At 31.9% G+C, this 24,211-nt stretch carries 21 protein-coding genes and 3 tRNA genes; 12 read left to right on the forward strand and 12 right to left on the reverse strand.

What is annotated here, in order from left to right; translation table 11 throughout:
* Positions 1-78: 78 nt before the first annotated feature.
* The 5 genes from purH to rodA all read left to right on the forward strand — a co-directional run bounded on the left by purH (position 79) and on the right by rodA (position 7,209).
* Positions 79-1,605, forward strand: a complete 1,527-nt coding sequence (gene purH / locus ABNT61_RS07755) for a bifunctional phosphoribosylaminoimidazolecarboxamide formyltransferase/IMP cyclohydrolase (RefSeq protein WP_348745484.1) — start codon at positions 79-81, stop codon at positions 1,603-1,605.
* 79 nt (positions 1,606-1,684) lie between these two features.
* Positions 1,685-2,713: a rod shape-determining protein gene (locus tag ABNT61_RS07760; protein ID WP_348712445.1), complete on the forward strand. Its 1,029-nt coding sequence runs from the start codon at positions 1,685-1,687 to the stop codon at positions 2,711-2,713.
* Positions 2,714-2,726: 13 nt separating this feature from the next.
* Positions 2,727-3,569 carry a rod shape-determining protein MreC gene (gene mreC / locus ABNT61_RS07765; RefSeq protein WP_348745485.1) on the forward strand — a complete coding sequence of 281 codons (843 nt, stop codon included), beginning with the start codon at positions 2,727-2,729 and terminating at the stop codon, positions 3,567-3,569.
* A 501-nt stretch (positions 3,570-4,070) separates the two neighbouring features.
* Complete coding sequence (mrdA, locus tag ABNT61_RS07770; RefSeq protein ID WP_348745486.1) at positions 4,071-5,951, forward strand: penicillin-binding protein 2; 1,881 nt, start codon at positions 4,071-4,073, stop codon at positions 5,949-5,951.
* Positions 5,932-7,209 carry a rod shape-determining protein RodA gene (gene rodA / locus ABNT61_RS07775; protein WP_348745487.1) on the forward strand — a complete coding sequence of 426 codons (1,278 nt, stop codon included), beginning with the start codon at positions 5,932-5,934 and terminating at the stop codon, positions 7,207-7,209. Before mrdA ends, rodA begins: the two co-directional genes overlap by 20 nt.
* Positions 7,210-7,327: 118 nt before the next feature.
* On the opposite strand, the gene rpsT is transcribed toward rodA, so the two are convergent.
* The 4 genes from rpsT to proS all read right to left on the reverse strand — a co-directional run bounded on the left by rpsT (position 7,328) and on the right by proS (position 9,422).
* Positions 7,328-7,579: a 30S ribosomal protein S20 gene (gene rpsT / locus ABNT61_RS07780; protein WP_348712449.1), complete on the reverse strand. Its 252-nt coding sequence runs from the start codon at positions 7,577-7,579 to the stop codon at positions 7,328-7,330.
* Positions 7,580-7,612: 33 nt separating this feature from the next.
* A tRNA-Glu gene (locus tag ABNT61_RS07785) sits at positions 7,613-7,684 on the reverse strand.
* Positions 7,685-7,798: 114 nt separating this feature from the next.
* A tRNA-Glu gene (locus ABNT61_RS07790) sits at positions 7,799-7,870 on the reverse strand.
* Between the two features lie 73 nt (positions 7,871-7,943).
* On the reverse strand, positions 7,944-9,422 hold the full coding sequence (gene proS / locus ABNT61_RS07795) for a proline--tRNA ligase (RefSeq protein WP_348745488.1): 1,479 nt from the start codon (positions 9,420-9,422) through the stop codon (positions 7,944-7,946).
* 147 nt (positions 9,423-9,569) lie between these two features.
* Between proS and ABNT61_RS07800 the strand changes: the two genes are divergently transcribed.
* The 5 genes from ABNT61_RS07800 (at position 9,570) to ABNT61_RS07820 (ending at position 14,526) form a co-directional block, all read left to right on the forward strand.
* On the forward strand, positions 9,570-10,688 hold the full coding sequence (locus ABNT61_RS07800) for a hypothetical protein (RefSeq protein ID WP_348745489.1): 1,119 nt from the start codon (positions 9,570-9,572) through the stop codon (positions 10,686-10,688).
* 43 nt (positions 10,689-10,731) lie between these two features.
* Positions 10,732-12,093 (forward strand): OmpP1/FadL family transporter, encoded by a 1,362-nt coding sequence (locus ABNT61_RS07805; RefSeq protein ID WP_348742505.1) that lies wholly within the window; start codon positions 10,732-10,734, stop codon positions 12,091-12,093.
* Between the two features lie 118 nt (positions 12,094-12,211).
* The gene (locus ABNT61_RS07810) at positions 12,212-13,108 is read left to right on the forward strand and encodes a NifU family protein (protein WP_348745490.1); all 897 of its coding nucleotides are present in this window, start codon (positions 12,212-12,214) and stop codon (positions 13,106-13,108) included.
* Positions 13,101-13,829, forward strand: coding sequence for a bifunctional demethylmenaquinone methyltransferase/2-methoxy-6-polyprenyl-1,4-benzoquinol methylase UbiE (gene ubiE / locus ABNT61_RS07815; RefSeq protein ID WP_348745491.1), 729 nt, complete (start codon positions 13,101-13,103; stop codon positions 13,827-13,829). Before ABNT61_RS07810 ends, ubiE begins: the two co-directional genes overlap by 8 nt.
* 1 nt (position 13,830) lies before the next feature.
* Complete coding sequence (locus ABNT61_RS07820; protein ID WP_348745492.1) at positions 13,831-14,526, forward strand: porin family protein; 696 nt, start codon at positions 13,831-13,833, stop codon at positions 14,524-14,526.
* A 356-nt stretch (positions 14,527-14,882) separates the two neighbouring features.
* Here ABNT61_RS07820 and ABNT61_RS07825 read toward each other — a convergent pair whose 3' ends face one another.
* From ABNT61_RS07825 to ABNT61_RS07835, 3 genes are read right to left on the reverse strand one after another with little or no spacing between them, the layout of a single operon-like run.
* Positions 14,883-15,689, reverse strand: a complete 807-nt coding sequence (locus tag ABNT61_RS07825; protein ID WP_348745493.1) for a mechanosensitive ion channel family protein — start codon at positions 15,687-15,689, stop codon at positions 14,883-14,885.
* Between the two features lie 28 nt (positions 15,690-15,717).
* On the reverse strand, positions 15,718-15,906 hold the full coding sequence (locus ABNT61_RS07830; RefSeq protein ID WP_348745494.1) for a hypothetical protein: 189 nt from the start codon (positions 15,904-15,906) through the stop codon (positions 15,718-15,720).
* Positions 15,907-15,951: 45 nt separating this feature from the next.
* On the reverse strand, positions 15,952-16,524 hold the full coding sequence (locus ABNT61_RS07835) for a sigma-70 family RNA polymerase sigma factor (protein WP_348712458.1): 573 nt from the start codon (positions 16,522-16,524) through the stop codon (positions 15,952-15,954).
* 212 nt (positions 16,525-16,736) lie between these two features.
* Here ABNT61_RS07835 and ABNT61_RS07840 point away from each other — a divergent pair, with 212 nt between their 5' ends.
* Positions 16,737-17,600, forward strand: a complete 864-nt coding sequence (locus ABNT61_RS07840) for an RNA polymerase sigma factor RpoD/SigA (protein ID WP_075341103.1) — start codon at positions 16,737-16,739, stop codon at positions 17,598-17,600.
* A gap of 94 nt (positions 17,601-17,694) precedes the next feature.
* Positions 17,695-18,354: a ribulose-phosphate 3-epimerase gene (gene rpe, locus ABNT61_RS07845; protein WP_348745675.1), complete on the forward strand. Its 660-nt coding sequence runs from the start codon at positions 17,695-17,697 to the stop codon at positions 18,352-18,354.
* On the opposite strand, the gene ABNT61_RS07850 is transcribed toward rpe, so the two are convergent.
* From ABNT61_RS07850 to ftsZ, 5 genes are all read right to left on the reverse strand, one after another.
* The gene (locus ABNT61_RS07850) at positions 18,314-19,135 is read right to left on the reverse strand and encodes a zinc-dependent peptidase (RefSeq protein WP_348745495.1); all 822 of its coding nucleotides are present in this window, start codon (positions 19,133-19,135) and stop codon (positions 18,314-18,316) included. The two genes, rpe and ABNT61_RS07850, sit on opposite strands and share 41 nt — an antisense overlap.
* Before the next feature lie 21 nt (positions 19,136-19,156).
* Complete coding sequence (locus ABNT61_RS07855) at positions 19,157-21,646, reverse strand: O-antigen ligase family protein (RefSeq protein ID WP_348745496.1); 2,490 nt, start codon at positions 21,644-21,646, stop codon at positions 19,157-19,159.
* 13 nt (positions 21,647-21,659) lie between these two features.
* Positions 21,660-21,733: transfer RNA gene (locus tag ABNT61_RS07860), tRNA-Arg, on the reverse strand.
* Positions 21,734-21,746: 13 nt separating this feature from the next.
* Positions 21,747-22,193, reverse strand: coding sequence for a GatB/YqeY domain-containing protein (locus ABNT61_RS07865; RefSeq protein ID WP_348745497.1), 447 nt, complete (start codon positions 22,191-22,193; stop codon positions 21,747-21,749).
* Between the two features lie 81 nt (positions 22,194-22,274).
* The gene (ftsZ, locus tag ABNT61_RS07870; RefSeq protein ID WP_348745498.1) at positions 22,275-24,182 is read right to left on the reverse strand and encodes a cell division protein FtsZ; all 1,908 of its coding nucleotides are present in this window, start codon (positions 24,180-24,182) and stop codon (positions 22,275-22,277) included.
* Positions 24,183-24,211: the final 29 nt, after the last annotated feature.

Here is a 24,211-nt window from a genome sequence, read left to right on the forward strand (position 1 = left end):
TATGACTAAACCTCACGAAAATCGTCGAACACATTTATACTTTTAGTATTTTTGCACGCTCAATAACAACACAACACAATGAGCAACACTAAAAAAATTCAATCTGCACTTATTTCAGTTTTTCACAAAGATGGTTTAGAGCCAATTGTAAGAAAATTGAACGATTTAAATGTTACAATTTACTCAACTGGAGGTACAGAAAAATTCATCAAAGACTTAGGTATTGATGTAGTTCCTGTAGAATCTGTAACAGATTATCCTTCTATTTTAGGTGGAAGAGTAAAAACGTTACACCCAAAAGTTTTTGGAGGAATTTTAAATCGCCAAGAAAACGAAAGTGATGTTGCTCAATTAGAAGAGTATAAAATTCCACAAATTGATTTAGTAATTGTTGATTTATATCCTTTTGAAAAAACTGTGGCTTCAGGAGCTCCAGAACAAGACATTATTGAAAAAATTGATATCGGTGGAATCTCTTTAATTAGAGCAGCAGCTAAGAATTTTAAAGACACTTGCATTGTTTCTTCAATGGAGCAATATGACGAGTTTCTATCAATGATTTCTGAAAACAACGGAGAAACTTCAATTTCTGAGAGAAAAAAACTTGCTGCAAAAGCATTTAATATTTCTTCTCACTATGATACTGCGATTTTCAACTACTTTAATGAAGAAGAAGTTGTTTATAAAGCAAGTGAAACAACTTCAAAAACACTTAGATATGGAGAAAATCCACATCAGAAAGGATATTTCTTTGGAGATTTAGACGCAATGTTTGATAAACTTCATGGTAAGGAGTTAAGCTACAACAACCTATTAGATGTTGATGCTGCTGTAAACTTGATAAATGAATTTCAAGGGGAAGATCCAACTTTCGCTATTTTAAAACACAACAATGCTTGTGGTTTTGCTCAAAGAGATACAGTTTATAACGCATATGTTGATGCTTTAGCTGGAGACCCGGTATCTGCATTTGGAGGAATTTTAATAACGAATACAACTATCGACAAGGCGACAGCAGAGGAAATTCACAAATTATTCTGTGAAGTTGTTATTGCGCCAGCTTTTAATGATGATGCTTTAGAAGTTTTAAAAGGAAAAAAGAATAGAATTTTACTAGTACAAAAAGAAGTGAGTTTGCCAGTGCAAACTGTGAGAACTGCTTTAAATGGAGTATTAGTTCAAGATAAAGATAATAAGACTGATGTAGAAGCTGATTTATCTTATCCAACAACGGAAAAGCCAAGCAAAGAACAAATCGAAGATTTACTTTTTGCTTCTAAAATATGTAAACACACAAAGTCAAACACAATTGTTTTAGCGAAAAACAAGCAATTATGTGCAAGCGGAACAGGACAAACAAGTCGTGTAGATGCCTTGAGACAAGCTATTGAAAAAGCTAAAAACTTTAATTTTGATTTAGATGGAGCGGTTATGGCTAGTGATGCTTTCTTCCCTTTCCCTGACTGTGTTGAAATTGCTGATAACGCTGGAATTAAGAGTGTTATCCAGCCAGGAGGTTCAATAAAAGACGAGTTAAGTATTGATTACTGTAACAACAATAACATATCAATGGTATTCACAGGAACAAGACACTTTAAACATTAAAGTTTAAGGTGTTTTTTCTTGGATTTTTTTTGTTAGATTTGTGAGAATACATAAGTCAATCACATTTTAAATATTTTTTATGGGTTTTTTTGATTTCTTGACGGAGGAAATCGCAATCGATTTAGGAACTGCGAACACATTGATTATACATGACGGTAAAGTTGTAATCGATAGCCCTTCCATAGTAGCCAGAGATAGAATGTCTGGTAAAATTATTGCTACCGGAAAGGAAGCTCGTAAAATGCAAGGTAAAACTCATGAAAATATCAAAACAATTAGACCATTAAAAGATGGTGTAATTGCAGACTTCCAAGCTTCGGAAGAAATGATAAAGGAATTTGTAAAGAAAATTCCTTCTATCAGAAAAAAACTTTTCCCACCTTCTTTAAGAATGGTAATTTGTATTCCTTCAGGGATTACAGAAGTTGAAAAAAGAGCGGTTATCGATTCTGCTCGTCACATGAATGCAAAAGATATTTTCCTTATTTATGAACCAATGGCAGCTGCAATTGGAGTTGGTGTTGACATTATGGAACCAAAAGGAAATATGATTATCGATATAGGTGGAGGAACAACAGAAATCGCAGTGATTGCTTTAGCTGGTATTGTTTGTGATCAATCTGTAAAAGTTGCTGGAGATCTATTTACAAGTGACATCATGTATTACATGAGAACTCAACACAACTTATACGTAGGTGAGACAACAGCAGAAAAAATGAAAATTCAAATTGGTGCAGCTACAGAAGACTTAGAAGATGCACCAGATGATATGATGGTTCAAGGTAGAGACTTATTAAGTGGTAAACCTAAACAAGTTCAAGTTTCTTATAGAGAAATTGCTAAAGCTTTAGACAAATCTATCTTAAGAATTGAAGATGCTGTTATGGAAACTTTATCGAAAACCCCACCAGAACTAGCGGCCGATATTTACAATACTGGAATTTATTTAGCCGGAGGTGGATCAATGCTTAGAGGTTTAGATAAAAGACTTTCTAGAAAAACAGACTTACCAGTTTACGTAGCAGAAGATCCATTAAGAGCTGTTGTACGAGGAACTGGAATAGCCTTAAAAAACCTTGACAAATTCAAGAGCGTTTTAGTAAGTTAATTGATTACATAGTATGCAACAGCTAATTTATTTTATTCAGAAATATAAATATGTTCTGTACTTCTTGCTGCTGCAATTCATTTCGCTATTTCTCATAATTAATAATCATAGTTACCATAGAAGCAAATTCATTAGTTCTGCTAATAATATTACTGGTGGTATTTACGAAAAAAGAAAATCTGTTTCGGACTATCTAGATTTAAACATCCAGAACAAATCTTTAGCGGAAGAAAACGTTAAACTGAAAAACGAAATAGCTATTTTAAGATCACGACTCGATTCAACGAAGCAATATACTATCATCGACACTTCTTTGTACCATCAACAATATAAATACATAGATGGTATTATTACTAAGAATGAATATCACAAGTCATACAACTATCTTACAATAAATCGCGGAAAAAAAGATGGTGTATCTTCAGAGATGGCCGTTGTTAATCATACTGGAATTGTAGGTGTAACAGACGCCGTAAGTAATTCTTACGCTAGAGTGAGATCTATATTAAATAGAAGTAATGAAATTAATGTTCGTTTAAAAAAGAGTAATGCCAGTGGTAATTACTATTATGGTTCTTTAAGTTGGGACACAAAGAGTTATCAAATCGTTCAATTAAGTGATATTCCAAGGCAAGCTACAATCAGCATTGGAGACACTATTGTTACTAGTGGTCGTTCTGCTATTTTCCCGGAAGGCATTTTAGTTGGAACGGTAAACAATGTTGATTTTAGAGAATCATCAAATAGCATAGCAATTAAACTGTTCAATGATATGAGCAGCTTACGAAATGTTTATATAATTAATAACTTCGATAAAAAGGAAATAAGAGATTTAGAGCAAGGAATCAATGAGTAGAAGGTCATATTATTTAGTGTTTGTATTTATTAGCTTAATACTTCTTCAAGTATTGGTACTAAACAATGTACTATTATTCGACAGAGTGAATCCTTACATTTATATAGCCTTTATCTTTATATATCCATTTAGAAAAAATAGATTCCCTATATTAAGTTTAGCTTTTTTATTAGGTCTTTTTATTGATTTATTTTCAGATTCCGGAGGAGCACATGCATTCGCAACTACTTTTATTGCATATGTAAGACCATATTTCTTTAAAACTATATTCCAAAAAACTGAACTGGATTATGAGTTTTTTACACTAAAACAAGAATCATTTGGTAAGGTTTTCAACTTTATTGTCATTTTAACTTTCTTGCATCATTTTTTATTATTTACTTTACTTAACTTTAGTTTCTCAAACTTTTTTTATGTATTAACTAATACACTTCTATCAGGAATATTTTCGTTACTTATATATTTCCTAGGTAGTTTTATATTAAGAAGCAAACAGTAAACGTGAAAAGAAGCTCTTTATTAATAATTCTTATTTTACTATTTGGTATAGTATACATTGGTCGACTATTTCAATTACAGGTTATTGAAGGCGGAACATCTAGTGCCATTAATACAGCAACAGTAAAAATTGAGTATGATTATCCACAACGAGGATACATTTATGATCGAAACGGACAATTACTAGTTGCCAATCAACTAAGCTATGATGTAATGGTTATTCCAAAGGAAGTGAAATCTATAGACACACTTCATTTATGTTCATTACTCAAAATAACCAAAGACGACTTCAAAAAAAGATTTCGTAAAGCTGAAAAATATGCAAGATGGCTGCCATCCGTTTTCCTAAAACAAGTTGCAAAAGAAGACTTTGCCTATCTTCAAGAAAAGCTTCATAAATTTGAAGGGTTTTACGTTCAACGACGTATCATTCGAGATTATCCCATAAAATCTGCAGCAAACATTTTAGGTTTCTTAGGGGAAGTAAACGAACTGCAAGCTAAGAAAAGTGACTACTACGAGAATGGAGAACTTATTGGAAAATGGGGAGTTGAAAAATACTACGAAGATCTATTAAGAGGTGTTAAAGGAAAAAAATATTTTAATAGAGATAATCTAAACAGAATAACTGGTTCTTTTAAAAATGGAGAATATGATACCTTAGCCTTAGCTGGAAAGGATTTAACACTTACTATTGATAGTGAGCTTCAACAATACGGTGAACTATTAATGTCAGGTAAACGAGGAGGAATTGTAGTATTAGAACCATCTTCAGGTGAAATCCTAGCCTTGGTTACAGCTCCATCTTATGATCCAAATATGATGGTAGGAAGAAAAAGATCATCATTTTCTCAAAAATTATTTTCAGACACCATTAACAACCCAACCTTCGATCGAGGACTGCAAGGAGTGTATTCTCCAGGTTCACCTTTTAAAGTATTGAATGGTCTTATAGGATTACAAGAAAATGTAATTAATGAAAATACTGCAGTTTACTGCTACGGAGGATATCGTTATGGGAAAAGGAAACACGAATTCATGAGATGTCACTGTGGTATTTACGGCAGACCTATTCGCTTAAAGAAAGCAATAGCAAAATCTTGTAATAGCTACTTTGCCGAAGTTTATAGAAAAATAATCAACAAAGAAGGAAATACTAAAACTGGGTTTGATAATTGGAGTAATCAAGTAAAGAGTTTTGGACTTGGCAATTATTTAGGGTACGATTTACCTGTAGGAAATAAAGGAAATGTTCCAGATGCCAACTTTTATGATAAACGATATTCTTTCGGCTGGCGAGCAGTTACTAATATTTCGAATGCAATTGGTCAAGGTGAAATTGAAACAACTCCTATTCAATTAGCAAATGCTACCGCTGCTATTGCTAATAGAGGTTTTTATTTTACTCCTCATATCGTAAAACGAGTTAATAACGAATTAATAGATAATTCTAAATTCGTCTCTAAAAAACTAACTTCAATAAATGCGAATCATTTCCCGCCTGTCATAGATGCAATGCATGAAGTTTTCAAAACAGGAACAGGTAGATTTAGTCAGGTAAAAGGTATTGATATTTGCGGTAAGACAGGAACTGTGGAAAATTTCACAAGAATTAATGGAGAAAAAGTACAGTTACCTGACCACTCAATTCTAGTTGCATTTGCTCCAAAGGAGAATCCAAAAATTGCCATGGCAGTTTTTGTTGAAAACGGAGGTTTTGGTTCAACGATTGCCGCTCCGATTACTAGTCTTATGATTGAAAAGTATTTGACTGGAGATGTAAAAAGAAAACACATTGAAGAACGAATGATTAATCTAAGTTTAAAAGAAACTTATGATAAACAACTCATAAAAAGAGACTCACTTGAGACAATTAAAGAATAACATATTTGCTAATTTAGATTGGATCACCATTTTAATTTATGTTTTACTCGTGGTGTTCGGTTGGATGAATATTTTCGCTGCTTCCTCTACAGATACAGAACGAGAATTATTAGATTTTTCAACGAGATATGGAAAACAAATGATTTTCATTTGTCTTGCCATACCTTTAACCGTATTTGTTCTTTTCTTAAACTCAAAGTTTTATGAACAATTTTCCAGTTTACTGTATTTGTTCTCACTGGTTCTTCTTGCTGGAGTATTAGTCTTTGGTAAAAAAATTAACGGGGCAACTTCTTGGTATAACTTCGGAGGAATTGGTCTTCAACCTTCAGAATTCTCAAAAGCGTTTACCGCCCTAGCTTTAGCCAAATTAATGAGTGACAGACAGTATAACTTAAAACTTATCAAAAATCAAATTAAAGCCTTTTTTATAATATTCCTTCCAGCTTTTCTAATTGCTTTACAACCAGACATGGGATCTGTTTTGATATATTTCTCTTTCTTTTTTGTTTTAAATAGAGAGGGACTAACTCTTAGGTATTTTATTCTTGGTGTTACAACGATCATACTATTTCTACTTACAATTTATTTCGGAACTAAAATCATATTAATCGCAACTATAACCGTTCTTACGTTATCAATTATATATATAGCATATAAAAACAAGCAATTCTTGAGGTTCAATTGGCCGATAGTAGTAATAGGTTATATCATAACATCCTTATTTATTGCTGGAGTTGGATACACTTATACTAACATATTAGAACAACATCAAAAAGACAGATTTGATATCTTATTAGGCAAAATTAAAGATGATAGTGGAATTGGATACAATACATACCAAGCAAAGCTTACCATTAAATCTGGAGGATTCCTAGGAAAAGGTTTTTTACAAGGAGATAGAACTCAAGGTAACTTTGTTCCAGAACAGGACACGGATTATATTTTTAGTACAGTTGGAGAGGAATGGGGCTTTCTAGGAAGTACGTTTGTCATTATACTCTTCATGTTACTCTTATTTAGAATTATCTTCTTAGCAGAACAGCAAACTAACAAATTTTCTAGAATTTATGGATATGGAGTGGCCTCCATCATTTTCTTCCATGTTATTGTTAACATAGGAATGGTTATAGGTATTTTACCAACTATTGGTATACCTCTACCCTTTTTTAGTTATGGAGGATCGTCGTTATGGGGATTTACTTTACTAATCTTCATTTTTATTAGATTAGATGCCCATAAGAAATATGACTACTAATCAATTATGCTACTTCAATTCAACTAGTACAAAATTAAAAAATGAGGTAACAAAAAAAGCACTCCGATAAAATCGAAGTGCTAATATTAACTAACCTTAAAACTCTTTTTGTGCTGTCTTATAAAGCAGCTACGTGCTTAGCTAATTTAGATTTTAAATTAGCAGCTTTATTCTTATGAATAATGTTGTTCTTTGCTAATTTATCTAACATTGAAACAACTTTAGGTAACATTCCAACAGCTTCATTCTTATCTGAAGTCGCTCTTAACTTTCTTACAGCATTACGTGTAGTTTTATGCTGATATTTATTTCTTAAGCGCTTCGCTTCGTTACTTCTAATTCTTTTAATTGCTGACTTATGATTTGCCATTTTCTAAATTCTTAAATGTTTATAAAAACTTTGTACTCCGTACGGGATTCGAACCCGTGTTACCAGGATGAAAACCTGGCGTCCTAACCCCTAGACGAACGGAGCAGTACAACTTTTTCAAGATTGCGGGTGCAAATATAAAATTAATTTTTTGTATTCGCAATATTTTATCTTCTAAAAATCAGATAAAAAAAGCTTCGAAATAAATTCGAAGCTTTGTACTCCGTACGGGATTCGAACCCGTGTTACCAGGATGAAAACCTGGCGTCCTAACCCCTAGACGAACGGAGCAAAACAATCTTTTCAGTTTGCGGGTGCAAATATATAATGCTTTTTAAAAACCGCAAAACTTTTTTTGTTTTTTTTAATAAGCTTTTGCAAAAAGAACTCTTTTACTAGATTTTTCACCAGTAAATACGCATACTCCATCCTCTTCAACAGCATCGTTTGGAATACATCTAATAGTTGCTTTTGTTAATTCTTTTATTTTATCTTCTGTTTCAATTGTTCCATCCCAATGTGCCGAAACAAATCCTCCTTTATTCTCAATAGCTTCTTTAAACTCTTCAAATGTATTTACCTCTGTAATATGTTCATTTCTAAAATTAACAGCCTTAGAATACAAATTATCTTGTATATCGTTTAATAATTGAGCTATGTATTCAACAACATTATCTTGAGAGACTGTTTCTTTCTCAAAAGTATCTCTTCTCGCAACCTCTACAGTACCATTTTCTAAATCTCTTTTACCAATAGCTACTCTTACTGGAACACCTTTTAATTCATACTCTGCAAACTTTGCTCCAGGTCGCATTGTATCTCTATCATCAAACTTTACTGATATTCCTTTAGCTTTAAGAGCTTTAATAACTCCTTCTAACTTTTCAAATATTGCATTCAATTGCTCTTCTCCTTTATAAATTGGAACAATAACAACCTGAATCGGTGCTAATTTTGGAGGTAAAACCAATCCTGCATCATCAGAATGCGTCATAATCAACCCACCTATTAATCGTGTAGACACCCCCCAAGAAGTTGCCCATACATGTTCTTGTTTTCCTTCTTTAGAAGTATATTTTACATCAAAAGCTTTTGCAAAATTCTGTCCTAAAAAGTGAGAAGTTCCTGCTTGTAATGCTTTCCCATCTTGCATTAAAGCTTCGATGGTATAGGTATCATCCGCACCTGCAAAACGCTCGCTTTCTGATTTTGCTCCACGAACCACTGGCATTGCCATAAACTCCTCAGCAAATGTTGCGTATACTTCTTGCATTTGTTTAGCTTCTTGAACAGCTTCTTCTTTTGTTGCATGAGCAGTATGACCTTCTTGCCATAAAAACTCAGCGGTTCTTAAAAACAAACGAGTTCTCATCTCCCATCTTACAACATTAGCCCATTGATTTATTAATAACGGTAAATCTCTATGTGATTGAATCCATCCTCGATAAGTATTCCAAATTATTGCTTCCGAAGTAGGTCTTACAACTAATTCTTCTTCCAATTTCGCATTAGGATCAACTCTTAACTTCCCTTCTTTTTCAGGATCATTTTGAAGACGATAATGTGTAACTACCGCACACTCTTTAGCAAAGCCTTCTGCATTTTTCTCTTCTGCTTCGAATAAACTTTTAGGAACAAAAAGTGGAAAATATGCGTTTTGATGTCCAGTTTCCTTGAACATTCTATCTAATTCTGCTTGCATTTTTTCCCAAATTGCAAAACCATATGGCTTTATCACCATACAACCTCTTACCGCTGAAGTCTCAGCTAAATCAGCCTTTACAACTAATTCATTATACCATTTTGAATAATCTTCAGACCTTTTTGTTAAATGTTTACTCATGATTGAAAGTTTGGCACAAAAATTGCAGTTTTTTATGCGTAAATTATGTGTGCAAAACTACAATAAAGTTGCGTATTTTTACAATAGTTTATTTTTTTTGCACAAGTTAACTTACTTAGTGTATTAACAAATTAAAAGAGATCGGATATGAAACCACATTACACCAAAACCAAACTTCCACTTTATTTCTTATCATTACTTGTGGTAACTACTTTAGTTTCATGCTCAACTACACAAACAGTTGCTGGTAGTGATGATGGTATTTATGCAGATGATTCAGAACAACCTCAAAGAAGAGTTGTAGTTCAAGATACTGATAGAGAATACAAAGATTATAATGAAAACTATTTCACGAAAGAACTCGAACGTCTAGATGTATTAAACGGAACAGATATCATTACAGATATCGAAAGCTATCAATCGGAGGATTATGATTTTGAGGAAACTGAAGAAGAAGATCCTGAAACACAAATTAATTATAATAGTGAAAATGCTCCATGGGGTTACGATTCAGACTCTGATGTAGTTATTAATATAAATACTGTTCCTCGTTATCGTTTGGGATGGAACTTCAACACTTATTGGGGAGATCCTTATTGGGACGGACCATTAGGTTGGAACAATTGGGGATACAACCCATGGTGGAACCCATATAACAATGTTGCCTGGGGTTGGGGATGGAACAACTGGGGCTGGGGATGGAATAATGGATTTTATTGCCCACCAGGATATTACGGCTTAGGATACAGAAATGGATTTTACAGAAATCGTTTAGGATTTTATAATAATAGATATTATAGAAATGGTATTTACGGAAGAAATACATTAGCTTCAAATAGAAGAGCATATAGCAGAAATACAAATCGTGCAATCAGCAGAAGATCTTCTAATGTATACAGAAGAAACAATCGTCAAGTTTCAAGAACGAGAACAAATGGTCGTAGGATTTCAAGAAATGGTCGATATAGCAGAATACGAAACTCTAATAGTTCAAGAGTAGGCAGAAGAGATGGTGTAACAAGAGGTAAACCAACCAATAACGCAAGGATTAGAAAGTACAAATCTTCTAGAACAAGAAGCAGCGGAAACTCTTCAAGAAGAAACTATTCTAATAATAGAAGTAATTCAAGAAGTAGAAATTATTCTGGAAGTAGAAGCAGTAGAAGTTCTTCAAGAGGTTATTCTTCAGGAAGTAGAAGCTCAAGAAGTTTTTCATCAGGGAGAAGTTCTTCAAGAAGCTCTAGAAGCTCAGGAAGAAGAAGATAATAACTGATTTTACTTAGTTCACAAAAGAAATTTAGCATTAAACATGAAACGAATTTTATTACTCGTAGCTTTGGCTACTACGATACTTACGTCCTATTCTCAAGCATTAGATTATAATGACTTAGGACTATTATTTTCAAAGGATAACACAAACGGAACTGCAAGATTCAATGCAATGTCAGGAGCATTTGGAGCTTTAGGAAGTGATCTTTCATCAACAGACATTAACCCTGCAGGAGCAGCAGTAGCAAGAGATAGTAAATTCTCTGTTACTCTTTCGAATAGAAATGCAAATTTGGATGTTAATTATTATGGTAACACGAATAATTTGCAAGATGAATATTTTAATATTTCTCAAGCAGGTGGAATATTTGTATTTGACATTGATAATTCAAATTCAAGCTGGAACAGATTTGCTTTTACATTTAACTATAAAATGAAAGCAGATTTTGACAACCTGTATTCAGGAAGAGGAAATAGTAATTTTCTTTTTTATGATCAACATATAGGAGACACTAATTCTCCTGTCAATATTTTCGATGGATCTATAGAGCAATCTTTCTCTAATGAAACCAGAGGTTTAAACAGTGTATTTAATATTGGTATTTCTGCTGTACATGATAACAAGTTATTTGTAGGAGCATCACTTAAATTTCACAACTTAGAATTCAGAGAAAGATCTTTCTTAACAGAAATGAACGATGATGTAAATGGAAATATTTTAGAAGTTGAAGATTTTAGAGAGCGTTTTATTGAAGGAAATGGTTTTTCATTTAATCTTGGTTTCATATACAAACTGAATAAATTTATTCGTCTTGGAGCTTCTTATGAATCACCAACTTGGTATCAAGAAGTTATTGAAGAAAGAGCTGGATCATTAACTATGTTTGATGTAAATAATTTAGGAATTACCGGTGTAGAAGATCGTTTCTTCGAAGGACCATACTCATTAAGATTTACAACTCCGAGTAGGCTAACAGCCAGTGGAGCTTTAGTATTTGGAAAACAAGGATTAATAAGTGTTGATTACACATACAAAGATTTTCAAAATTTCAAATACAGAGAAGTAGATCAAGAATTACAGGATGCAAATCAATTCTTTAGAACTGATTTTAGAGCTACTCAAAAATTAAGTGTTGGTACGGAGTGGAGATTTGATAGAGTGAGTTTAAGAGGTGGTTATTCTTATGAATTAGATCCAAATTTAGTTGTAGGAGGAAATACTAATAAAGATAACATTAGAGCTTTCTCGGCAGGTTTAGGTTATAATTTTGGAAATACTAAAATCGATTTATCATACCAACAATCTGAAAACAGACAATTTTACTCATTATATAATACAGGAGACATAAATATTGATAATAACATTTCAGTAGTTGCTGCAACTGTTACATTCAGTTTATAAGAATTAATTGGGGATTTTTTATATAAAGCCTCTTAGGTGTAAAGATAACTTACAATACCTAAGAGGTCTTTTTTATTTAATCACTTTTTTACTGTAATTTTGTACCTCATTTTTATTTATGGAAAATATTAAAATTCAGATACAAGAAACTAACAATAATTCAATTATAAAATTTGTTAGTAATACGATATTAATTAATGGAGGTAGCTTTGAATTCAATAATATTGATGAAGCTAAATCTTCTCCTCTAGCACAACAACTATTTTATTTACCATTCGTAAAAAAAGTTTTTGTAACTGCAAACTTTATTGCAATTCAAAGATTTGATATTGTAGAATGGTCAGATGTTCAAGAGGAAGTCAAAGAACAGATTGAAGCTTATGTTAATAGTGGAAATTCTGTTATAACAGAACAAGAAGCTAAAAAAGACGCTATAGAAGTTTACGCCGAAGTTACACCGAACCCAGCTGTGATGAAGTTTGGTACAAATAAAGCGTTAACACAAACCGATGTTGAACTAAAAAATATTGAAGAAGCCAGTAAATCTTCTCCATTAGCTCAAGCTTTGTTTAGTTTCCCTTTTGTTAAGGAAGTATTTATTTCAGAAAACTACATTTCTGTATCAAAATACGACGTGGTAGAGTGGAATGAAGTGTATCAAGAAATCAGAACTTTTATTAGACAGTATTTACAAGATGGAAAAACAATTATTTCTAATCTACCTGTTGAAGAAAAGAAAACTGAAGTAAAAACAGTTAAAACTGAAAATCTAGATGAAACTTCAACTAAGATTATTGAAATTTTAGATGAATATATAAAACCAGCTGTAGCTTCTGATGGTGGAAATATTGCTTTTCATGATTACAATTCAGAAACTAAGAAAGTTAGTGTAATTTTACAAGGCGCTTGTAGTGGATGTCCTTCTTCAACAATTACATTGAAGAATGGAATAGAAACCATGTTAAAAGAAATGTTACCTAACCAAATTAACGAAGTAATCGCTATAAATGGATAAGCAAATTAAACCTTACAAAGATTCTGAGCTAGGAAAAAAAGAGCAAGTTGCGCATATGTTTGACAACATATCCAAAAATTACGACGGTTTAAATCGAGTTATCTCTTTGGGTATTGATGTAAGCTGGAGAAAAAAGGTGGTAAAACTTGTTTCTGAAAACAATCCTAAACAAATTCTTGATATTGCTACAGGAACTGGAGATCTTGCTTTAATGATGGCCGAATTAAATCCTGACAAAATAGTTGGATTAGACATTTCTCCTGGAATGCTTGAGGTTGGAAAACAAAAGATAAACAAAGCAAAGCTATCAGATAAAATAGAAATGGTAGTTGGGGATAGTGAGAATATTCCTTTTGAAGACAACACATTCGATGCTATAACAGTTTCATTTGGAGTTAGGAATTTCGAAAATCTAGATAAAGGGTTACAGGAAATTCATCGTGTTTTAAAACCTGGAGGGAAATTTGTTGTTTTAGAAACTTCAAATCCTACTAAATTCCCTTTTAAGCAGGGTTATAAATTATACACAAATATTTTCCTTCCAATAGTTGGAAAATTATTCTCAAAAGATAAAGTTGCTTATTCATATCTATCTAAAAGTGCAAATTCTTTTCCATTTGGTGAAGCTTTCAACAATATTTTAACCAAAAATGGGTTTAAGAATGCAGATAGTTTACCAGTTACTTTCGGAGTAGCTTCAATTTATACATCAACAAAATAATATGCAAAAGACGTTTTTTATTTCTGTTTGTTTACTGTTTATGTCGTGGAGTATTCTTGCTCAACGCGAAAGAGTTGAAAACTTACCTAGTTTCGATAAACGTAGAATTCACTACGGTTTTTATTTAGGATTAAATACAAATGGTTTTAAGGTAGAATACAAACCAAGTGTTTTTCCAAATGCAGAAATAGAAGTTGAATCTGAAGTAGGATTCAATGTTGGTTTAATTGCGGATTTAAAACTTCATAATAATATTAATCTTCGTTTTGAACCAGGATTAATTTCAAACACAAAGGTTTTACGTTTTAAACATGTTACGACAGGTCAAGACGTGCGAGAAGTAGGGAACACATATTTACACTTACCTTTTATTTTTAAATTCAGTACAAATCGTTTAAATAACGTTAGGCCATATGTATTAGGAGGAGCGTCATTTGATTATAATTTCTCAAGTAACGAAAGTAATCAAAATGATAATTTTGGCGGACAGTTTAGACAAAATGCAAGTAATCTAATGTATGAAGTTGGAGTAGGTATAGATTTATATCTACCATACTTTAAATTCTCTCCTTCAATTAGAGGAATCTTTTCAATTACAAATGAGGTAAAATACGATGAAAGAACTCCAAGTCAATGGACAGACCCTATTGCTTTTATGGGGACAAGAGGAATCTTTCTACACCTATCATTTGAATAAAGAAACATCACAAATTTATTGTATATAAAGAATAGAGCCGCTTAAATAAGCGGCTCTCGTTATTAACATGTATGGTATAAATGACGTCCCCCCAGATACCAATTAACCATATATATACTTTAAGACACATGTTTTTTAAATAAGTCACAAGAAATTATATTTTTTTTAGAATGCACAAAAAAAAGAGCTAGTTAAACTAGCCCTTTTATGAGTTGCCCACTACGCAACCCTGTAGATAGAAGTCCCCCGAAATCTACCAAATAAATTATTATCGCAAATACTTAATATTTAAAGTATTTTAATTGAATGCATTATAATGTAAACTTTACAAATATATATATTTTTTATTAGTAAAATTACTTTTTAATAATAATTATATTATCTACCACTTCTTTGATTGGTAAAATCACTTCTCCATCCGAAGTTTTAATCGTAAAACAGATATTATCAATCGCTAAAACCTGACCTTCAACATCGCCAATTTTAACCTTTGCACCAATAGCTATATTTCTCCTTGAGTAGTAACCAAAAAGTAAACGAGCTACTGCATCTCTAGCCCCTAAACCAAACGCTATGGTAAAAGCAGCTAAAATAGAACCTATTATTAAAGTTAAATTACTTTTAATTAATGACGTATCTATTTCTGCAGCATCTAGAGCGGTTATGGAAAGAAAAACCACAATTAAATAAAATGCAATATTTCCTACAACATTACCACCACTAATTTCAAGAGACTTGAACATTCCTTGAATTGCCTTTTTTACCATAGTACCCAAATAAGCACCACCAGCGAATATACATAGTGCTTTAATCAAACTTGGTAAATAAGCAAAGAAACTCCTCAATCCATCTGAAACGAATGTTAGCCCAAATATACTTGAACCAGCCATTACGAAAATTAGAATCAATAACCACTTTAATACACCTAATATCACATTGGTTAAAACAATATTAATTGTTGTATCACCAAAAATTTTAGTCTCACTTAATTTCTCTGACCATTGATCTATTTTAGTTTTAGCCAAGACCTTTTTAACTATTTTTAATAAGATTTTGGTGAATAACCATGCAAAAATTAAAAACCCTAAAAACTTAAAAACTGAAGGAATTACATTCTTTATTTCAGTTAATATCTCTTCGAAAGGTTGCATTAATTCATTCATATTATATAGCTGTTTAGTTAGTATTATTTTATTCTTCGTCTTCCGTAATATCTAATTTATCTTCTTTCTTTTTAGCTTCAACTTCATCAGCACCACCACCTGTTAACAAGTCACCTATCGCACTAGGGTACTTAACCACGAATAAATCCGCCATATCTATAGACAGCTTTATCATAGCCACATCATTCAGTACTTTTTTCTTAAGTACCTCAGGCAACTCTTGATTGGTCAATATTTTCTTAAACGGGTTATCCATTAATTATTATAAATCGTTATAAGCCTTTACAACTTTTTCCTTAGCTCTTTTTACACGCATTTTCACTGCGCTTTCTCCAATATCTAAAACCTCACAAATTTCTTTTATACTCATATCATCTTGATATTTCATTAAAAGAATCATCTTATCCGAAGGATCTATGATTTGCATGGCTTTAGCCAACTTCTCAGATTTTAATTCAAATAAAGATGCATCATCTATTTCTTCAGTTTCTGCGTCTTCATCTTTAATTACATCTGTAACAACTGTCACTTTCTCATTCTTCTTTGCACTATTTCTTTGTACATAATTAACACAAAAATTATAGGTAAAAGAATATAACCAAGTAGAGAATTTTGAGCGTCCTTTGAAACTTCTAAGTTTAACAAATAATCGAACAAAGACATCGTGAGTTAAATCCTGCGCCTCTTCTTTACTTTTAGAAAAGCCATAGCATTTATTATATACTACACCAGCATACCTATCGTACAAAATAGCGAACAAATGAGTATCATTCTTCTCGACTATTTTACGAACGAGTTCTTCGTCAGTTATGTGATCAACTTTATTGGTATTCAAAAGTGCTCTTTCTTATTGCTAAGTTTAGTTATATTGTATTGAGACACAAAATCTAAGCTTAGGTCACAATTCTATTTGGTGATTTCGATAAAATTAACATATTTTAACACATCGAAAAGTTTTTTTCAAAAAAAATAAAATGTTTTGTAACATTTATGTGTAATCTAACGTATAAGTGATTGTAAAGTATCTATTAAATTAATTAAAAGCGTATGAGACAACTTAAAATTACGAAACAGGTAACCAACAGAGAAACTGCCTCACTTGATAAATATTTACAGGAGATTGGAAAAGTAGACTTAATTACTGCTGATGAAGAAGTAGAGTTAGCGCAGCGAATAAAAGCGGGTGACCAAAGAGCTTTAGAAAAATTAACTAAAGCAAACTTACGTTTCGTAGTATCGGTTGCTAAACAATATCAAAACCAAGGATTAACATTACCGGATTTAATTAACGAAGGTAACCTTGGATTAATTAAAGCTGCTAAACGTTTCGATGAAACTCGTGGTTTTAAATTCATTTCTTATGCTGTATGGTGGATTCGTCAATCGATTTTACAAGCTTTAGCAGAGCAATCACGTATCGTTCGTTTACCTCTTAATAAAATTGGATCTATTAATAAGATCAACAAGATGTATGCTTTCTTAGAGCAAGAAAACGAAAGACCTCCAAGTGCTGAAGAGATTGCTAAGAAATTAGACATGACAGTGAGCGACGTAAAAGAATCTATGAAAAATTCAGGACGTCACGTATCTATGGACGCTCCTTTAATAGAAGGAGAAGATTCTAACTTATATGATGTATTAAATTCAGGAGAATCTCCAAATCCAGATAAAACTTTATTACACGAATCTTTGAGAATCGAAATTAATAGAGCTCTTGAAACGTTAACTCCTCGTGAAGCTGATGTTGTAAGATTATACTTTGGATTAGGGGAACACCAACCAATGACTTTAGAAGAAATTGGAGAAACTTTCGACTTAACAAGAGAAAGAGTTCGTCAGATTAAAGAAAAGGCAATTCGTAGATTAAAACACACATCTAGAAGTAAGATTTTAATGACTTACTTAGGATAGTAAGGATTTAAATAACAATATTAAAACTCTCAATATTTCTATTGAGAGTTTTCTTTTTTATATTGTATTTTTGCCGCTCAAACACAACACACACATAATGAGTAAACTTATTGCACCTTCAGTTTTAGCGGCTGATTTTGGAAATCTACAGCGTGATGTAGATATGGTAAATTCTAGTAAAGCTGACTGGTTTCATATTGACATAATGGATGGAGTATTTGTTCCAAATATTTCATTTGGAATGCCAGTTCTAAAAGCTATTTCTTCACACGCAACGAAAACTATTGATGTACATTTAATGATTGTTGACCCTGACAGATACATCAATACATTTGCTGACCTAGGAGCTGATATTTTAACTGTACACTACGAGGCTTGTACACACTTACACAGAACAATTCAAGCTATTAAAGCAAGCGGTATGAAAGCAGGTGTTGCTTTAAATCCACATACTCCAATTAATGTTTTAGAAGATATTATTATTGATTTAGACTTGGTTTGTATTATGAGTGTAAACCCTGGCTTTGGTGGACAATCTTTTATCGAAAATACTTACAAGAAAGTAAAACAGTTAAAAGAATTAATTACAACAGCTGGTTCTAATACCTTAATAGAAATTGATGGTGGAGTAACAAATAAAAACGCAAAACAATTAACTGAAGCTGGAGCTGATGTTCTAGTTGCAGGAAGTTACGTATTTAAAAGTGATAATCCTACTGAGACAATTGCTGGTTTAAAATCGCTTTGTAATTAAGCATTTTCTCAATTTTATGGTATAATACTGGAAAGTTATTTTTCAAATCTTTAGGAGTTTCAAAAAAATGTTCCATGATAACAGATAGAAACTCTAAAGCATTAGTATTAGCATAATCTCTAAAGTAATTTGACTGTAAAATTGCAGTGGAATTTGCAGGGTTTTTCATGAACTTAATTATTTCTAGAAAGACCCTGTAAAATATTTTTGCACTCTTATCTTTTGATTTTTTACCGTGAAAAGTCAAGGCATGTGTAAACTCGTGAATCCCCAAGTTCAAATTATCATTCGTTATAACTTCTCCCTTCAAAAAATCTTCCCACGAAAATATAATTAACTTTAAAGCTGGATTGAATTCACCTTTATGATACTGTTTCGTAATCACAGAATAATACGCAGACGGATATATAATTATTTTATTGAATGTAGATGAGGAATATCTTCTCATACCAAAAGTAAGTTTAACATACGAAGCCGCAATTAAAACTTTAGCTTCCGGAGTTAATTTAAATCCATCTCTTTCTATAAACTCATACGACCGAATAAACTTTGCCAACCGATGTTCAAAATAAGATTGATATTTTGGATCTAGTTTTCTGTAAAAGGCCACATGCTCCAAAAACTCCTTCTTATATCTTGGCAATTTTTTCTTGATAAAATACAAGTGCACAAAGATTGGTCTATTGAAAACATACACATATATTGATTCGATAATATTTGCAAAAATCGTAAGACCACTCAGTCCATAAGTAATAGACTTTATATAAAAGTAAGATTTCATAACATCTACCTATTCCCTACTTTAATAATTTAAAATTCTTTTGTCAAGTTTTTTTGCCATAGCAAAACCTTTGTCATAACTTGCTCTAAAGTCAATTCCTGCCAATTTATTCTTTTTCAATCGTAAGTAACACAATCCTCTATTGTATTCTGGTTTTCCATTTGTAATCTTCCCGGAACTAATTACTTTATTTAACTTCTCAATTGCGTCGTTATATCGTTTCATCTTAATATCAGTTAATGCTGAACTTAACCTAATTTCTTCGTTAGTAGGAGCTATTTCTAATCCTCTTATGAATTCCCTTTGGGCCTCTTTATACCTTTTTTGACTGAATAACTCACTCGCTCCATTAAGAATCTTTTGTAATTCTATTCTTTTCAGTTTTAAACTATCACTATTTGAAACTACTTCTGATGATTTATTATTCTTTACAATTCTTAACTCTTGTATTTTTTTATTATTTGGCAATACAAGTTTTGCCGAATCGATTAACCCACTAGCTCTTTTTACATCTTTATGATACTTCAAATAAAAGTTAATCTTATCAATCCATACTGCTTCATTCCTAGGAAGAAAACTCTGATGCCTCGATATTAAATCTAAAAGACTAATGGTATCTTTTATGTCTATATAATGTTTTTTTAAAACGCGATATTGATTGATTAAACCAGGTCTTTTGTAAAAAGCCTTTTTTGCATAATAAATGCAGCTATCTTGATTTTTAAGCACTTTATTTGACCTAAAAATCATAGACTTAAAAGCGTAATGTTCTAGAGAATAAGGAGACTCCTTAATTGCTAAATTCAAATGATTCATAGATTCAGAATACTTCCCTTCACTGTAAGCCAAAACAGCCTTAGCATAATCAATTGGCTGTCCCATAAAATTTAGCTTAGGGAATGAAGGATATAAATCATTCATTTGATTATAACCAACTTTATATTTTTCTTTTAAGATATTTTTCCCTCGTATATTATTTCTAACTATCATTTGATACTTCGCCGAAGTAAACATTTGATAATTAAGATATATTAATATTAAAACCAAAAACGCGAAACCAAACTTCAAATATTCATTTAGTTTGATTTTTCCATCTCTTTTAATTACAGCTAAAGCAATAGTCATAATTAAAACACCTAATACTTGAATTGGCGTTCTTTCAGAAGGAAAATTTATCAAAGAATCTAAAGTGTAGGTTAAAAAACCTACTAAAACTACTAACGCTATGAATCTAATATTTCTATCTTCGTTACTAAAGATTGATGTTTTTATGAGTATATAGTATACCAAACAGAAAAGCCCTATAAAAATAATAAAGCCAACAATTCCCATTTCAGATAAAACTTGTAGGAAATCGTTATGAGCTCTTCTTGGATAAAAATGATTTTGGTTTTTTTTACTTAAGACCAACTCCTCTTTTTCTATCATCTTCCAATTTCCTAATCCTACTCCTAATAGCGGGCTCGATTTAAACCCATCGATTGCAGAAATCCAAAATTCCATTCTTCCACCATCACTAGCTAAAGATAATGCTCTTCCATCATTAGTTGAAACATTATTTGCTTTATATAAATCCTTTTTCAATCTGGTAAATATCAAATCATTAAAAGAATTCAATTTATTCCTATCGATTTTATTTACTGATAAAGAACTAATGAAAGCAATACCACATACTAATAGTAAAGGAATCAAGAAGTTTTTAGTTAGAATTATAAAATTCTTTTCTTTATTAATATAAAAACATCCAAATATTAATGATGAAAATATAATAGGCAAACTATATATAGCTGTTCTAGAACCTATCAGTAAAACTGAAAAAACAGTTAAGAAAACAACTAAAAAACATAATACTTGTACCACCTTTTTTTTGGACACAAATAGAATGTAGAAAGTAAATGCCATTTTTATAATTAAACTAGCAGCTAATATATTTCTATTTCCATATGTAGGATTTAATCCATAGAACAGGGACTCACTTCTTGGTTGATTGCTATTAATTACAACAAAGTGATGTAATACTTGAAGTGTTTCAATTGCAAGAAAAATAAGTAACACATAAGCCATAAAAGGAAAAAGTTCAACCAACTTATCCTTGAGTATAATGTACAAATTAAATAATGCTATCAACGTATTTAAAAGAATACATAAGAATACAATACTTTCCGAAACAGATATAGATTTTACAATAGATAGGCATGAAATAAATAAAAAGAGTAGAGCACCTAAAAAGGTAAATTTGGCTATTTTGTGATGAAAATCAACTTCTATGAAATTCTTATAATAATAAATGTAAGCCAATGTAATTGCATTGACGATAGATATATAATACCACTGCGTAATTGCTACATCAAAAGCATTCATATGTGGAAGAAACCCTACACCAAGATATAGAAGTAAAATTATCTTATCTAACAATAAAAACCTCTCTTTACTTCTTCCTCTTTTAATATTTGGTTTTGGAGTTTTAGAAACAGGTTTCTTCGAATTTTTATGATATGCCTTTTTTTTCATATTCTTTCATTTGTGACCAAGAGAGGATTCGAACCCCCAACCCTCAGAGCCGAAATCTGATATTCTATCCAGTTGAACTACTTGGCCTATAGTTAAAGTATTAAGCTAGTTTTTGCTTTACTATTGATGATATTGTTTTCCCATCAGCCTGTCCAGCTAGTTTCTTTGATACAATACCCATTACCTTACCCATATCTTTCATTCCTTCAGCATTTACTTGAGCAATTACTTCAATAACTACTTTCGCGATTTCATCTTCACTTAAAGCCTCCGGTAAAAATTGTTCTAATACTTTTGCCTCTGCTAGCTCAGGATCTGCCAAGTCTTGCCTGTTTTGCTCAATGTATACTTGAGCACTATCTTTTCTTTGCTTTACTTGTTTCTGAATTATTTTTAATTCCTGATCAGCTGTTAATTCTCCTGCTCCAGCCTCTGTTTTAGCTAGTAAAAAAGCAGATTTCAAAGCTCTTAATGCAGTTAAAGCAACTGTATCTTTAGCTTTCATAGCTTCTTTCATTTTCTCTGTAACTTCTTTTTGTACACTCATTTCTTAATTCTTTGTGTTTCAAATATACATATAAAAAAATCCTGATTTCTCAGGATTTATATTTTTTCGTTTTGCTATTATCTAATCTACATTATCATGTAAAAAAGAATTGTTAGAACGCAGTGGAAACTCATCTGAACTTGTATCTAAAGGAGTTTTTGTCTCACTAAGTTTCGTATTTGTATCTAAATCAACACCTAAACGTTTATAAGCTGGTTGACGTTCAATATCATCAATATTCTTATTTACTTGATCCGAGAATTTATAATTAAATCCTTTCATTTTTTCTCTTCTCTCTTTAGCTCTTTTCTGTAATTCAGTAATTGTAAGGCTTAAAGGAGACGCTTCATCAGATGATTGATTATCCTCGTTAGCATCAACTGTAGATTTTGTTCTCACCTCAAATTGTAATGCTTCCTCCTCCTCTTTAGTTTCTACAGCTGGCACTGAACTTTTTCCAATTGTAGGTTGAATATCAAAATCATCTAATACATATCTCTTCTCATAAACTGGTTTCACTTCTTCCGCTACAACATTAATATTCTTAATAGCTTCTGTAGTTTCAATCAACTCATCATTTTTTATTGTTTGTTCTGGCTTAATTTCCTCATATGAATTTAAAGGTAAATCAAACAATAAATTCTGCTGAATAACAGGAGTTTCTTCAACTTCTTCCTGAACAACTTTCCTTTTTGTTACGTTAGTAATAACAAACTCAGTTGCTGGTATAGCATTATAGTTTTCAAACTTAACCTCTTCGAATTCAACTTCAATATTTTTAATTGCCTCTGTAGTTTTGATTAACTCATTTTTTGGCAACACAACTTCTTTCTCCTCTTCTAGATCTAAAACATGTACTACTTTTTCCTCTGGTTTGTTTATAGAAATTGGCTCATCTAACGTTGGAGATTTCACCACTGTTTTCTTATCAAACTCGTACGTTGCTTTCTGTTCATCTTCTAATGTATGAACAATCTTTTTTGTTTCAACATTATTAATAGTTTGCTGCTGATCTTGAGCAAAACCAGTTGCTACAACAGTAACAGAAATACCTTCTTCTAAAGCTTCATCTTCACCAATACCCATGATGATATTTGCATCGTAACCAGCCTCAGTTTGGATATAGTCATTAATATCTCCAATCTCGTCTAATGTAACTTCATTAGAACCAGAAACAATTAACAATAATACATTCTTAGCTCCTGTAATTTTATTATCATTTAATAAAGGAGAGTCTAACGCCTTAATAATTGCATTTTTAGCACGGTTATCACCAGATTCTCTAGCAGAACCCATAATTGCTGTTCCACTGTTTGCTAATACCGTTTTCGCATCATGTAAATCGATATTTTGCTTGTAGTGATGCGTAATTACTTCTGCAATACCTTTAGCCGCAGTTGCTAAAACTTCATCCGCTTTTGAAAATCCAGATTTAAAACCAAGATTCCCATAAACTTCACGCAGTTTATTATTATTGATAACAATTAAGGAATCGACATTTTTGCGCAGTTCATCTATTCCTTTTTGTGCTTGTTTTGAACGCATTCTTCCTTCGAATTGAAATGGCATCGTAACAATTCCTACTGTTAGAATGTCCATATCTTTCGCAATCTTAGCAATAATTGGAGCAGCACCTGTTCCTGTACCACCTCCCATTCCAGCGGTGATAAATACCATTTTTGTTTGTGTATTTAACATTTGCTGAATTTCCTGAATACTTTCCGCAGCTGCTTGCGCTCCCACTTCAGGATTTGCACCTGCACCTAAACCTGAAGTTAGATGTGCTCCTAATTGAATTTTATTAGGAATTGGGCTGTTTTCTAAAGCTTGTGCGTCTGTATTACATATAACAAAATCAACTCCGTGAATTTGTTTGTTATACATGTAGTTTACTGCATTACTACCACCACCTCCAACACCAATCACTTTAATTGTGTTTGATTGCGTTTTTGGCATGTCAAATGAAATGTTATCAAATTCTGCGCTCATAATAACTCTTCTTTTTGTTTAAATTCTTT

It is taken from the genome of Tenacibaculum sp. 190524A05c, assembly GCF_964036595.1.
Taxonomy (GTDB): domain Bacteria; phylum Bacteroidota; class Bacteroidia; order Flavobacteriales; family Flavobacteriaceae; genus Polaribacter; species Polaribacter platacis.

Bases quoted from the DNA above. Each gene is read 5' to 3' on its own strand.
- ABNT61_RS07820 (WP_348745492.1), top strand. From the start codon at position 13,831: ATGCAAAAGACGTTTTTTATTTCTGTTTGTTTACTGTTTATGTCGTGG.
- ABNT61_RS07850 (WP_348745495.1), bottom strand. From the start codon at position 19,135: ATGAAATCTTACTTTTATATAAAGTCTATTACTTATGGACTGAGTGGT.
- ABNT61_RS07840 (WP_075341103.1), top strand. From the start codon at position 16,737: ATGAGACAACTTAAAATTACGAAACAGGTAACCAACAGAGAAACTGCC.
- proS (WP_348745488.1), bottom strand. From the start codon at position 9,422: ATGAGTAAACATTTAACAAAAAGGTCTGAAGATTATTCAAAATGGTAT.
- ABNT61_RS07800 (WP_348745489.1), top strand. From the start codon at position 9,570: ATGAAACCACATTACACCAAAACCAAACTTCCACTTTATTTCTTATCA.
- ubiE (WP_348745491.1), top strand. From the start codon at position 13,101: ATGGATAAGCAAATTAAACCTTACAAAGATTCTGAGCTAGGAAAAAAA.
- purH (WP_348745484.1), top strand. From the start codon at position 79: ATGAGCAACACTAAAAAAATTCAATCTGCACTTATTTCAGTTTTTCAC.
- ABNT61_RS07855 (WP_348745496.1), bottom strand. From the start codon at position 21,646: ATGAAAAAAAAGGCATATCATAAAAATTCGAAGAAACCTGTTTCTAAA.
- ABNT61_RS07805 (WP_348742505.1), top strand. From the start codon at position 10,732: ATGAAACGAATTTTATTACTCGTAGCTTTGGCTACTACGATACTTACG.
- ABNT61_RS07810 (WP_348745490.1), top strand. From the start codon at position 12,212: ATGGAAAATATTAAAATTCAGATACAAGAAACTAACAATAATTCAATT.
- ftsZ (WP_348745498.1), bottom strand. From the start codon at position 24,182: ATGAGCGCAGAATTTGATAACATTTCATTTGACATGCCAAAAACGCAA.
- rpsT (WP_348712449.1), bottom strand. From the start codon at position 7,579: ATGGCAAATCATAAGTCAGCAATTAAAAGAATTAGAAGTAACGAAGCG.
- ABNT61_RS07760 (WP_348712445.1), top strand. From the start codon at position 1,685: ATGGGTTTTTTTGATTTCTTGACGGAGGAAATCGCAATCGATTTAGGA.
- mreC (WP_348745485.1), top strand. From the start codon at position 2,727: ATGCAACAGCTAATTTATTTTATTCAGAAATATAAATATGTTCTGTAC.
- ABNT61_RS07825 (WP_348745493.1), bottom strand. From the start codon at position 15,689: ATGAATGAATTAATGCAACCTTTCGAAGAGATATTAACTGAAATAAAG.
- ABNT61_RS07865 (WP_348745497.1), bottom strand. From the start codon at position 22,193: ATGAGTGTACAAAAAGAAGTTACAGAGAAAATGAAAGAAGCTATGAAA.